General features: G+C 66.7%; 8 protein-coding genes. 6 read left to right on the forward strand and 2 right to left on the reverse strand.

Features of this window, described 5'->3' with window-relative positions; all coding sequences use genetic code 11:
* The first annotated feature begins 63 nt into the window (after positions 1–63).
* The 4 genes from AACH06_RS00105 (at position 64) to AACH06_RS00120 (ending at position 7630) form a co-directional block, all read left to right on the forward strand.
* Entirely contained in the window at positions 64–4755 is a 4692-nt protein-coding gene (locus tag AACH06_RS00105) for a LamG-like jellyroll fold domain-containing protein (protein ID WP_341423549.1), read from the forward strand.
* A gap of 10 nt (positions 4756–4765) precedes the next feature.
* Positions 4766–6415 (forward strand): GMC family oxidoreductase, encoded by a 1650-nt coding sequence (locus AACH06_RS00110; RefSeq protein ID WP_341423550.1) that lies wholly within the window; start codon positions 4766–4768, stop codon positions 6413–6415.
* Between the two features lie 300 nt (positions 6416–6715).
* Positions 6716–7054 carry an HNH endonuclease family protein gene (locus AACH06_RS00115; RefSeq protein WP_341423551.1) on the forward strand — a complete coding sequence of 113 codons (339 nt, stop codon included), beginning with the start codon at positions 6716–6718 and terminating at the stop codon, positions 7052–7054.
* 90 nt (positions 7055–7144) lie between these two features.
* Positions 7145–7630, forward strand: a complete 486-nt coding sequence (locus AACH06_RS00120; RefSeq protein WP_341423552.1) for a cupin domain-containing protein — start codon at positions 7145–7147, stop codon at positions 7628–7630.
* Positions 7631–7659: 29 nt separating this feature from the next.
* Here the strand turns inward: AACH06_RS00120 and AACH06_RS00125 are convergent, their stop codons facing one another.
* Positions 7660–8901, reverse strand: a complete 1242-nt coding sequence (locus AACH06_RS00125) for a PAS-domain containing protein (protein WP_341423553.1) — start codon at positions 8899–8901, stop codon at positions 7660–7662.
* 347 nt (positions 8902–9248) lie between these two features.
* Between AACH06_RS00125 and AACH06_RS00130 the strand changes: the two genes are divergently transcribed.
* The gene (locus AACH06_RS00130; protein ID WP_341423554.1) at positions 9249–9596 is read left to right on the forward strand and encodes a hypothetical protein; all 348 of its coding nucleotides are present in this window, start codon (positions 9249–9251) and stop codon (positions 9594–9596) included.
* A 5-nt stretch (positions 9597–9601) separates the two neighbouring features.
* On the opposite strand, the gene hmpA is transcribed toward AACH06_RS00130, so the two are convergent.
* Positions 9602–10789: an NO-inducible flavohemoprotein gene (gene hmpA / locus AACH06_RS00135; protein ID WP_341424208.1), complete on the reverse strand. Its 1188-nt coding sequence runs from the start codon at positions 10787–10789 to the stop codon at positions 9602–9604.
* Between the two features lie 120 nt (positions 10790–10909).
* Here hmpA and norR point away from each other — a divergent pair, with 120 nt between their 5' ends.
* Positions 10910–12544, forward strand: coding sequence for a nitric oxide reductase transcriptional regulator NorR (gene norR, locus AACH06_RS00140; RefSeq protein ID WP_341423555.1), 1635 nt, complete (start codon positions 10910–10912; stop codon positions 12542–12544).
* Positions 12545–12734 lie beyond the last annotated feature (190 nt).

Here is a 12734-nt window from a genome sequence, read left to right on the forward strand (position 1 = left end):
CACGGCTCGCAACGACAGACGACGGCCGGTGCAAGCGCCCGCCCGAACAACGAGGAGACATCGATGTTGAAACTCAGACCCATCGTTCTGGTATTCGGGCTGGTGGTGGCGGCGCTGGTCAGCCATGCGGCGGTGACCGGACAGCTGTTGCAGGCCGCTCTGCGCGAGTGGGGCGTGGCGTTGGGCGTGAGCGAGCCACCGGCGCCGCTGCTGCCCCAGGCCGGCCCCGGCCTGGGCAACCTCAGCTACCGATCTGACGAGTTGTTCAAGCCGGTCTCGTGGATTCGCCGCGACGACAACGGCGTGCCTCCCACCTACCCGGGCCGCAAGGACTACGGCTTGAACGTCGGGATCATGCACCGCGGCTATTTCCTGACGGTGTTCGCCCCCGACAGCGGCTGGGGGCCAGGCGGCTTCCTGCTCTATGACATCTCGAACCCGCGCAACCTGCGGCTGGTCAAGCGCATCTACGAGCCGGAAGGGCGCACCTCGGAGTTTCGCGAGGCGCATTCCATGGGCACGTCGACGATCAATGGTCGCGACTACATCGCCATCGCCACCACCCGCGGCGTCGAGTTCTGGGATTTCACCGACATCAACGACATCCGGCAGGTGAAGAAGCTCGTCCTGCCGACGGCCAATGCGGGCGACTATGCCGACGTGAGCTGGCAGCTCTGGTGGCAGGCGCCGTACCTGTATGTGGCATCGGCCAATCATGGCGTCTACATCGTCGATGCGCGCGATCCGGCGAATGCCGTCATCGCCAACCGCGGCTCGGGCAAGCCGAATCCGGTGCCCATTGGTGAGCTGGGCGGCTTTCGTGTCGGCCCGATCTTCGCGATGGGCAACACGATGGTGCTCACCTCGATGGACAACACCGACGGTTTCGCGAGCCTGGACATCTCGGACCCGCTGAACCCGAAGGTGCTCGACAGCGTCGGATCGAACCCCAACTACTACGCCACCTGCTTTGATGGTCGGCACCTGTACGCGTCGGCGCGTGGCGGTGGCGCGCGGATGTTCGGCTTTGACTTGAACGACCGCACGCACTTCGTCCGCAACGACGATCGTCTGGTCATCGACGAGCAGCTGTATTGCGGGACGCAGGACAACTACGTGTTCCAGGGCGCACAGCACCGGATGCACAAGGTGGATGTGAGCAACCCCATGCAGCACGTCGAAGTGGGGCAGGGCGGCTTGTTCCCGCCTGGCTCCAGCGACGAGGAACACTCGGACCACGGGCAGGTCGCGCCGTTCGGCAACCTCGTCTTCATCGGCAACGACCATGGCAGCGGCAGCGGCTTCATGGTGCACTCGATGTCGCCCGACACCACCAAGCCGATGGTCAAGCAGGTGTCTCCGGCGGCAGGCGCACGCCAGCAGGCGCTGACCTCGCGCATCGGCCTGGGCATGAGCGACAGCATCCTGCCCGAGAGCGTGAACAGCGGCACCTTCATCGTCCGGCCGGTCGGGGGCAACACCTTGCCGGGCTTCTACAGCGTGCAACTCGGCCTGGTGAACTTCGCACCGCGCGAGCCGCTGCAGCCGGACACCACCTATGAAATCTATCTGCCGGCGGGGGGCCTCAGGGACTACGCCGGCAACCCGATCGCGGCGGATTACCGCGCCACCTTCACCACCGGCAACTCGCTCGACATCTCGCTGGCCCATCACTGGAGCCTGGCCAGCACGCTGGACGATCCGATCGGCCAGGACGACGGCGCGCCCAGCTCGAACGATCTGTTCGAGAGCATCGGCCTGAATTTCTCGCCGCGTCTGGGCGGTGTGGCGCTGAAGGACGACAGCGTGGCATCGGTGCTGTCGGGCACCGCATCGGTGAGCCTGTACTTGAAGACCACCCAGGCGGGCAACGGTGTTCCGTGGTCCGCGCCGGGCATCTTCGGCCGAGATCAGACCGGAGGCGCCGACGATGTCTTCTGGGGCTGGATCGACGCCGGTGGGCGCTTCAACCTGTCGGTGGGCGATGTGTCGAACAGCAACCCCGGCACCCGGTCGACCAACCCGATCAATGACGGCCAATGGCACCACGTGGTGATGACGCGCGACGCGGCATCGGGTGCCCAGGCCATGTACGTGGACGGCGTGAAGACCTCTTCGGTGGGCCTCACCGGCGCGCTGGGCTTGAAGAACCGCTTCCAGACGCTGGGGCAGATCCAGGGCAACAGCGATTTCTTCCGGGGCACGCTGGCGGACGTCCGCGTCTTTGGCCGGGTGCTGGGTGACGCCGACGTCGCCGCGCTGCGCTCGCTGCCGGTGGTGGGCGACCCGGGCCTGGGCGACGGCCCGGCGCTGGTCGACGGCAAGGTGGTGTTCAACCCCACCGTGCTCGGCGGCTCGGCGCAATACAGCTGGAACTTTGGCGACGGCAGCCGTTCGGCGTTCTCCAGCCAACCCCGCAGCACCCACACCTACACCAAGCCCGGGCACTACAGCGTGACGCTGACGGTGCGCAATTCGAATGGGCAGGAGACCTACTACACCTTCCAGTTGACGGTGATTGCGCCGGTGACGGCGGTGGCACCCACCCACACCAGCAACATCACCGGTGACGCCAACACCATCTACAGCGTCAACCCGGACAGCGGGACGGTGACCGCCATCGATGCGCAGAGCCTGGCCAAGCGCTGGGAGACCCGCGTGGGATCAGAGCCACGGACACTGGCTGTCGGCCCCGATGGCCGCATCTGGGTCACCGTGCAGGATGAAGACAAGCTCGTGTCGCTTCTCGCGGCGGATGGCAGTGTGTCCACCACCGTGTCGTTGCCCTACGGCAGCGGGCCGCACGGGGTGGTGTTCACGCCCGATCGCACGCGGGGCTTGGTGACGCTGGAGAGCAAGTCGACGCTGCAAGGCTTCGATCCGGCCAGCGGCGCCTTGACTGGCAGCGTGGTGCTCAAGGGCAGCGTGCGCGGCATCGCCGTGGCCAGCGATTCACAGAGCGCCTATGTGACCCGCTTCAAGTCGTCTTCCAGTGGCGGTCAGCTGTTCAAGGTGAACCTGCTCGACATGAGCAACGCCACCACGGTGTCGCTGCGCGTGGACACGACCACGATCGACGACGAGAGCCGTGCGCGCGGCGTGCCGAACTACCTGCACCAGGTGGTCATCTCGCCCGACGGCAAGCGGGCGATCCTGCCCTCGAAGAAGGACAACATCGTGCGCGGGCGCTTCCGCGACGGGCAGAACCTGGAGCATGACCGGACCGTTCGTTCGATCCTGTCGCAGGTGGACCTGGTGGCGGCCAAAGAGGTCTTCAACGAACAGTTGGACTTTGACGATCGCGCACCTGCCCGTGCGGCGGTGTTCGCCCCGAACGGCGACTACATCTTCGTCGCCCAGATGGAAGGCAACCGCGTGGCCATCGTCGACACCTACACGCGGGCGGTCCGCGGCGAGGTGACGGATGTCGGCCGGGCGCCGCACGGCCTGTACCTCGATGCCGCTCGCAAGCGCCTGTATGTCAACAACTTCCTGACCCGCACGGTGTCCGTCCACGATGTCTCGGGCGTGCTCTCAGGCGAGAGTGGCGCGGCCGGCTTCATCGGCTCGGCGACCGCGGTGTCGCAGGAAACCCTGGGCAGTGCAGAGCTGCGCGGCAAGCAGGTCTTCTACAACGCGGGGGATCGGCGCATGAGCCGGGACAACTACATGTCCTGCGCGAGTTGCCACGCCGACGGTGGCGACGACGGCATGGTGTGGGACTTCACCCAACGCGGCGAGGGCCTGCGTCGCACCATCAACCTGATGGGCCGGCAAGGCACGGGCCACGGCCGGGTTCACTGGACGGCGAACTTCGACGAGATCCAGGACTTCGAGAACGATGTGCGCAACGCCTTCGGAGGCACCGGCTTCATGAGCAACGCCGACTTCCAGGCCACCGCCGATCCGCTGGGCACCCCCAAGGCCGGCAGGAGCACCGACCTCGATGACCTCGCGGCCTACGTCAGCTCGCTGGCGCGGCAGGCCCGCAGCCCGGCGCGCAACGCCGACGGCACGATGACGGCCAAGGCGCTGCTCGGTAAGCAGGTCTTCGACACGGCGCAGTGCATCACCTGCCACAGCGGCACCACCTTGCGTGATGGGTTGCGGCACGATGTCGGCACCATCCAGCCCTCGTCAGGGCTGGGCAATGGGCAGCCGCTGCCGGGGGTGGGCTTCGACACACCGACGCTGTTCGGCACGTGGTCGGCACCGAACTACTTCCACAACGGGCAGGTGGCATCGCTGGAGAAACTGTTCGCGTTTGGCCATGGCAACAGCGGCGCGCTTTCGAAGTCCGACCAGCAGGCCCTGGCGGCGTACGTGCGGTCCATCGATGCCAACAGCGCGCTGCAGCGCATCCGGTCGAATCAAAGCAACCTGTGCGTCAACATCTCGAAGCGCTCCAACCAGAGCGGTGCGAAGGCCATCCAGTTCCGGTGTGGCAGCGACGACAACGAAGTCTTCTCGTTGAACAGCATCGACGGTTACCTGCAGTTCGTGGCGCGCCACAGCGGCTTGTGCCTGGCCGAAGGGCCGGTGACGACGTCGCCTGAACGCTCGGTGGTGCAGGTGGCGTGCAACAGCGGCGCGGCCACGCAATGGGCGGTGTCTGGCGCCACGCTGCGCAGCCGGTCGACCGGGGCCTGCCTCGACGTGCCGGGCAGCTCCAACCAGGAAGAGGTGGAGCTGATCACCTACCCCTGCAATGGCGGCAACAACCAGAACTGGACGCGTGAAAACGCCGGCAGGTGAGGCCTTTCCCTTGAGCAGCGACCAGACCTTCGACTACATCGTGATCGGTGGGGGAACAGCCGGCGCACTGCTGTGCAACCGGCTGACCCAGGATCGCCTCCACAGCACCTTGTTGATCGAGGCTGGGGGGCGTGACCGGCATCCGTGGATACACGTTCCGGTGGGCTACCTGTATTGCATCGGCAACCCGCGCACCGACTGGCTCTACCAGACGGAACCCGACGCGGGGTTGAACGGCCGGCGCTTGCGCTACCCCCGAGGCAAAACCTTGGGGGGCTGCACGAGCATCAACGGCATGATTTACATGCGCGGCCAGTCGAGGGACTATGACCGCTGGGCCGAGTTGACGGGTGACCCGGCCTGGCGTTGGCCGCACGTGCTGCCGGCGTTCATGCAGCACGAAGACCACTACCTGGGCGATTCGGGCGTCGAGGACGAATGGGCGCGGTTCCATGGCGTGGGCGGTGAATGGCGCGTCGAGCAGCAGCGGCTGCGCTGGGACATCCTGGATGCCTTCGCCCTGGCGGCGCAACAGGCCGGCATACCTGCGAGCGACGACTTCAACCGTGGCAACAACGAGGGCGTGGGCTACTTCCAGGTGAACCAGCGGGCGGGGTGGCGCTGGAACTCGGCCAAGGCGTTCATCCGGCCCGTCTGTGAGGACCGACCGAACTTCACGATGTGGGTGAAGTCCCGTGCGACCCAGCTGATTTTCGAGGTGGGTGAAGAGGGGCGTCCCCGCTGCGTGGGCGTCAAGGTGTGGGACGGCCGACAGTTGGTCGAGGCGAGGGCCCGCCGCGAGGTCATCCTCAGCGCGGGCAGCATCGCCTCGCCGCAGATCCTTCAGCTCTCCGGTGTGGGGCCGGCGCCGCTGCTGCAGCGGTACGGCATTCCGGTGGTGGCGGACGTGCCCGGCGTGGGCGAGAACCTGCAGGACCATCTGCAGATCCGCGCGGTCTACAAAGTGCAAGGGGCGCTCACCCTCAACGAGCTGGCGTCGTCGCTGCGGGGCAAGGCACGGATCGCGCTGGAATACCTCTGGGCCCGGCGTGGGCCGATGAGCATGGCGCCATCGCAGCTGGGGGCCTTCACCCGCAGCTCGGATGAGCACCAATGGCCCAACATTCAGTACCACGTCCAGCCTTTGTCGCTCGACGCGTTCGGCGATCCCCTGCATGCCTTCCCGGCGTTCACGGCCAGCGTCTGCAATCTCCAGCCCACCAGCCGCGGCACGGTCCAGATCCGAAGCCCGCGGGCGGCGGATGCGCCGGCCATCGAGCCGCGCTACCTCAGCACCGAAGCAGACCGCCGCGTGGCCATCGATTCTCTGCGTGTGACTCGTCGCATCGCGGCGCAGCCAGCGCTGGCTCGTTATCGACCGGAAGAGTTCAAGCCCGGACCGCAGTACGACAGCGACGATGATCTGCTGCGCCTGGCGGGCGACATCGCCACCACCATCTTCCACCCGGTTGGCACCACGAAGATGGGCGCAGAAAGCGATCCGATGGCGGTGCTGGATTCGCGGTTCAGGGTGCGGGGCGTGAAGGGCTTGCGCGTGGTGGATGCCGGGGCGATGCCCGTCATCACCAGCGGCAACACCAGCAGCCCCACGCTGATGATGGCCGAGCGGGCGGCCGCCTGGATTCGCGCCGAGCTGTGATCCCGACCGGGCCGTCGCTCTGAGGGGACCACGCCCTCATTGATGACACAAACTGGCCGGTTGGAGCAGTACTTTTCGTCACATGGCTGACACGGTTCGCGGCCTACACTGTCATCCATTCGAGCGCACAACCGACCGCACCACTGGGCGGACCGGGCAGCCTCAGCGGCTGAACCGAGGGAACCCGTGCCCCAGCGCTCGAAAGCCCGTCTTCGCGCAGTTCGCGACGTCCGGAAGGCAAGCCCGCCGCCAGCAATGGCCGCGGGCTTTTCTTATGCCGGTCGCCGATAGACTTCGGTGATGGTTGTCAAACGAAGTCTGCGCACCCGCAGCGATTGGTGCCTCCCTCCCGTGCCCGCCGGGCAGTGCCCGCTGTGCTCGCGTCCCCTCGTGCCCGGCTTCAGTGTCGATGAGCACCACCTGGTGCCTCGCAGCAAAGGCGGGCGCGTGAAAGAGACCGTGCATCGCATCTGTCACCGGAAGATTCACGCCACCTTCAGCGAGAAAGAGCTGGCGCGCGATTTCCACACCTGGGAATCACTGCGCACGCATCCGGCCATCGCCAGCTTCATCCGTTGGGTGGCCCAGAAGCCGCCTGAGTTCTACCGGCGCAATGTGACGTCGTCCGAACGCCGCTGAATTCGGGGTGGCTTTCGGCCGTGACTTGGCCATTGAGTTGGCCATTGAGGGGGTCTCGATGCTCCCGCTTTACTTTGAGGATCCCCGAGCATGACCAAGCCCTTGATGAACCTCGACGAGGTTGAGTTCGACGATGTCGAAGAAAACGGCTACTTCACCTCCAGCCGGGGCCAGATCAGCGACCACATCGGCGCTCGTCAACTCGGCTACAACCTGACGGTGCTGCCACCGGGCAAGGCGCAGTGCCCCTTCCACAGCCACCGCGGCGAAGAGGAGATGTTCTTCATCCTCGAGGGGCACGGAGAGTTGCGGTTCGGCGATCAGGTCTACCCGATCCGTCCGCACGACGTGATCGCCTGCCCCACCGGTGGGCCGGAGGTGGCCCATCAGATCATCAACACCGGTTCCACGCCGATGCGCTATCTGGCGATGTCCAACCGGGTCGACATCGAGGTGTGCGAGTACCCCGATTCGCAGAAGATCCTGGTGGCCGCGGGCGGCTCTGGTGCTGACCGGCTGCGCAAGATCATCCGGGCCGAAAACACCGTCGACTACTACGACCGAGAGAAGCCCTGAGGCTCTCCCGGCGGATCAATGGCGGCGGCTCAATGCGGCTCGCCGCGACGCGGGATGTCGAGCGTGATCGGCGGGGTGCCGTGGGTGGCGTGTGAGACACCCGTATCGGCCTCGCCGTGGGCGTCCTTCGCCGTTCGTTCGAGCGTGACGACGATGGTCTCCGGCCCCCCGATGTCGTCCAGCGGCTGAGTGGGACGGGCCCGGGCGTCCATCCACAGCCGGCTGCCATCGGCATGCCGAACCTGCACCCGGTAGGTGTACATCGGCGTGGCGGGATGGTGGCTGTTCAGCAGGCCACCGGTGTCGCCGGCCTGCAGCACGTTCATCGCGGCGCGCCCCACCAGCTCATCCGGCTCCCAACCCAGCACGCGGCTGACCGAGGGCGATGCATAGACGATCTCACCGCCGGCCACGGCCAGCGTCACGTCGTGGGTCGATTCGCACAGCAGGCGGTACAGGGCCTGGTGCCGGCGTGCGGTGGCTTCGGCTTGCCGCAGCGCCAGTTCCTGGCGCTTCAGATGGGTGATGTCGACATGGACGCAGCAGCCCAGTGCCGCGCCGGCGGGGCGTTGCTCGATCACCCTGATCCAGCGGCCGCCCGGCAACGCCACCTCGTAGGGCGCGCCATTGAATCGCTGGTTGTCCTTCAGCACGTCGAGGCTGCGGCGGTACTCGGTGCGGTGGGATTCATGGGCCCATGCCCGGCGGTAGACCGCCTCGAACGACTGGCCATGGATGTCTGCCCCGTTTTCGATCCGGTAGAGCGACAGGAACGCTTGGTTGGCCGACACGATGCGATCGCCCGCGCCGACCAGCAGCACTCCGTCTGCCAGGGCTTCGATCGGCAGTTGCGCCGGGGCGGGGCTGTGGGTGGCACGGTGTGCCAGTTCCACCTGCGTCGTCATGGCGGCGCCGAGGCGTCGCCACACGCGCACGCGGCCGAACGCGCCCATCTCGACCGACGACACCTTCACGCGATGGCCATGGTGCTCGAACTCGTACGGACGCCGCTGGCTGCGGTGACGTGCGACACCTTCGTCGATGTAACGCTGCAGCATCGGCAGCTCGGCCGCGTCCAGGCGCTGCATGTAGAAGCGCCGCAGGTTGTCGGCGTACGGCTCGCCCACATGCACCTGCCCCCGGTGCTCGGGAAAGAACTCGAGGAAGGTGGTGTTCCAGGCCAAGGCGCGGTCCTGACCATCGAAGGCGCAGAACGCGATTTCGAGGCCATCCAGCGCCGAGGCAACGGCGTCGAGCAAGAGTCTTTTCATCAGCGGGCCTGCCATCAGTCCACAACAATCGAAGCGGCGCGGCTCGCAGGGGGCGCACGCCGACACTTCAACGGATGTTCGTCCTGTCGTGTGGCAGCTTGAGGGCCGGTCATTGCCCGCAGATTGCTGCTCGACTGATTCGTTGACAAATGCGCTCAGATCTCTCGCACCACCTCTGCTGAAAGCTGGGTGAAAGCTTCATGAACAGCGGCATATGGGTGAAGGCCGCTCAGGGAGCACCCGGGGCGCTTTCGTGATCTACTGCTCACTTCTTCGCGAAAATACCGAGCGAAGGCTTTGCCGCCATCGCGCTTAGTAACGTCTTTTCACAAAAGAAGCCGGAGACCATGAAGCAGTTCCTTTCACGAGCCATCGTCAGCGCCGCCGCCGTCGTGCTCGCGGGCTGTGCCACCCAGGTGCAGTTCGAGTCATCCCCGCCGGGCGCTGAAGTGACCTACGACCGCAATGGCACGGTGCTGGGCACGACGCCGTTCTCCATGAGCATTAAGGACGACTTCGGTTGGTTCAGCGTCTACCAGTTCACGGCGCGCCTGGATGGCTACGAGCCGGTGGTGCTGTCGTTCGCTGAGCGCACCCCGCTGGATGCGCAGCAGGTGGTGCCCTCCGTCGTGCGCTTTGAGTTCAAGAAGACGCCGGTGGCCTCGGCCGAACCGGCGGCCTCTGCGGTGCAGTGAGCCTCTCAGGCCGCCTGCAGCGGCTCGAGCGGGCCGAAGAACTCGTAGCGCAGTCGGTCCGGCGTGATACCCAACGCCAGGCCGCTCGTGTACACCTGCTGCATGAACGGCTTGGGGCCGAGGAAGTACAGGTCGACATCCCGATCGGCCGGCAGTTGGGCGGCCAGCAGATCCGTGTCGACCACGCCCGTCGCATGGGGCCGGTCATCCGGCCGCGGCTGGTCGTACACGTAGAGCGCCTGCACGTTCGGGTGTGTTCGCGTCAACTCGTCCACCCGTGAGCGAAACGCGTGCACGCCGCCGTGCCGCGCCGCGTGCACGAAGCGGATCGGCCGGCCGCTTGACGCGACCGATTCGAGCATGCTGATGGCCGGGGTGATGCCGACCCCGCCCGTCACCAGCAGCAATGGCCGCTGCGTTTTGGTGGTGTCAAGCACGAAATCGCCACAAGGGGGCAGGGCGTTCACGGTCGTGCCCACGGTGGCGTGGTCGTGCAGCCAGTTCGAGGCGACGCCGCGTGCCTCGCGCTTGACACTGATGCGGTACCACGGGCGCGACGGCGCATCCGACAGCGAATAGTTGCGCCGCAGGCTGCGGCCCTCGACCTGCAGCACCAGGGTCAGGTACTGCCCCGGTTGGAAGATCTGCAGAGCGCCGCCGTCCACCGGCTCGAGGTAGAACGAAGTGATCAGCTCGCTCTCGACCTGCCGGCGCGCCACCCGGAAGGTGCGCTCGCCGCGCCAGCCGCCCGGCAGGGCGGCGTGGGTGGCGTAGACCTCTTCCTCGGCGGCGATGAGCAGATCGGCCAACGATTGGTAGGCCTGCCCCCACGCGTCGATCACCTCATCGGTGGCGGCGTCTCCCAGCACTTCGCGAATCGCCTGCAGCAGGCACTTTCCGACGATGGGGTAGTGCTCGGGCTGGATGCCGAGGGCGGCATGCTTTTGCACGATGCGGGGCAGGGCGCCCGCCAGCGCGTCCAGATGCTCGATGTGTTGGGCGTAGGCCATCACGGCATGCGCCAGGGCGCGGGCCTGCGTGCCTGAGGCCTGGTGGGCTTCGTTGAAAAAGGCCTTCACTTCGGGATGCTGCTCGAACATCAGCCGATAGAAGTGGCGCGTGATGGCTTCGCCGTGCTGCTGGAGCGCGGGCACGGTGGCCTGCACGACGGAAATGGTGTGGGCGCTGAGCATGGGGTTGGGCATGGGGCTGAGGGTGAATGAACGATGGCCGTTCACACTCACATCGCGTGCCAGCATGCAAGTCCTTGTCGCTGCAAGGAAAAGGTGGGTTGTTGTCTAATTGACCTGGTCATGGATGTTGTCAACACGACCTCAAGTGTGGTCGAGACCACCACAAGCGATCGGCCGTCATCCACGGCTGACGAGGCCCGCTTTCGTCCGCTGATCGACGCGGCCCGCCGCGTGGTGGCCTGCGACGCGGCGGCTTTGCTGCGGCTCGACGGCGAAGTGCTCACGCCGGTGGCGGTGGAGGGGCTGAGCGCCGAGGCGCTCGGGCGGCGCTTTTCGGTGAGCGCTCACCCGCGGCTGGCCCGGCTGCTGGCCAGCCCCGGCCCCCTGCGTTTCGCACCCGATGGCCCGGACGCTGCGCTGCCCGACCCGTACGACGGCCTGATCGCCGGCCAGCCCGCCATCCTCGCGGTGCACGATTGCATGGGCGCGCCGCTGCGGGTGGAGGGGCGACTCTGGGGCCTGCTGACGTTCGATGCGCTGCGGGCCGGCGCCTTCGATGCGATCGATCCTCAGCCCTTGGCAGGCTTGCTGCAGTTGGTCGAGTCCGGCATCGCGTCAATCGAGGCCCTGCGTCGGATGGAGCAGCGGGCCGGCCAAGAGCATTTGCTGGCGCAAGCCTGGCGCGCGGCGCGTGCGGTGCCGCGCGAACTGATCGGCAACAGCCCGGCCATGAATCGGCTTCGACAGGACATCGACACCGTCGCTCCGTCGGACCTGACAGTGTTGGTGCTGGGCGAGACGGGCGTGGGCAAGGACTTGGTCGCCCAGCGATTGCACGCGCGGTCGCGCCGGCACGATCAACCCCTGGTGCAGGTGAACTGTGCGGCGCTGCCCGAGACCTTGGCCGACAGTGAGTTGTTCGGCCACAAGAAGGGCGCGTTCACCGGTGCGCAGCACGACCGAACCGGCAAGTTCGAGCTGGCCGATGGCGGCACGCTGTTCCTCGACGAGGTGGGCGAGTTGCCGCTGTCGATCCAGGCCAAGCTGCTGCGCGTGTTGCAAAGCGGCGAGATCCAACGCCCTGGCAGTGACCGGGCGCGGAGGGTGGATGTGCGCATCGTGGCCGCCACCAACCGCGATCTGCGCGAGGCCATCGCGCAGGGGCGTTTTCGTGCCGACCTGTACCACCGCCTGGCGGTCTATCCGCTGGTGGTGCCGCCACTTCGCGAAAGGGCCAAGGATGTGATCACCCTGGCCGGCAGCTTTCTCGAAGAAAGCCAACACCGGCTCGGCGCGCGCAACCTTCGCCTCACCCCGGCCGCCAAATCAGCGCTGCTGTCGCACACCTGGCCCGGCAACGTGCGTGAGTTGGAGCATGTGCTCAGCCGGGCGGCGCTGCGCGCTTTCGCCGAGCAGGGCCGCAGCGTGCGCTGGGTGGCCATCGAGCCCCGGCACCTGGCGCTGGAGGAGGTCGCTGCCGAGCCGGAGGGGCGACCAGAAACACCTGACGATGGCACCGCCCTGGCACGGCGGTCGGCAGCGACGCGCGCAGCGGATGCCCCCCACCCCGGCGCCCAGACCTTGCGCGAAGCCACCGAGGCGTTTCAGCGCCAATGGATCGAGGCCAGCCTCGCTCGCCATGGTGGGCGGATGAGCCGCGCCGCCGAGGAGGCGGGCATGGATCGCAGCAATTTCCACCGCCTCGCGCGTCGCCTGGGTGTGGCCGGCTGTGCGGGCACCTCTGGTGACGCCTGAGAGCTTTCAGCGCCCGTCATGGGCGGCTGACGCTGGTATTCGCGGGCTCTGCACTGGTTGTGAAGCTTCACAGACTAGAATCGTTCCCTCTTCGTCATGGGGGAGTAGCCACGCCGCGAGGCCCAAAGCATCGAGCTTGGGGCCGACGCGGTGGCCGCTGTCAACACACTTGGCGCCTGCGCTCGCGGGC

The sequence above is a fragment of the Ideonella lacteola genome (assembly GCF_038066555.1).
GTDB classification, from domain to species: Bacteria; Pseudomonadota; Gammaproteobacteria; order Burkholderiales; family Burkholderiaceae_C; genus Ideonella; species Ideonella lacteola.

Bases quoted from the DNA above. Each gene is read 5' to 3' on its own strand.
- AACH06_RS00105 (WP_341423549.1), top strand. From the start codon at position 64: ATGTTGAAACTCAGACCCATCGTTCTGGTATTCGGGCTGGTGGTGGCG.
- AACH06_RS00115 (WP_341423551.1), top strand. From the start codon at position 6,716: ATGGTTGTCAAACGAAGTCTGCGCACCCGCAGCGATTGGTGCCTCCCT.
- AACH06_RS00120 (WP_341423552.1), top strand. From the start codon at position 7,145: ATGACCAAGCCCTTGATGAACCTCGACGAGGTTGAGTTCGACGATGTC.
- AACH06_RS00125 (WP_341423553.1), bottom strand. From the start codon at position 8,901: ATGAAAAGACTCTTGCTCGACGCCGTTGCCTCGGCGCTGGATGGCCTC.
- AACH06_RS00130 (WP_341423554.1), top strand. From the start codon at position 9,249: ATGAAGCAGTTCCTTTCACGAGCCATCGTCAGCGCCGCCGCCGTCGTG.
- hmpA (WP_341424208.1), bottom strand. From the start codon at position 10,789: ATGCTCAGCGCCCACACCATTTCCGTCGTGCAGGCCACCGTGCCCGCG.
- norR (WP_341423555.1), top strand. From the start codon at position 10,910: ATGGATGTTGTCAACACGACCTCAAGTGTGGTCGAGACCACCACAAGC.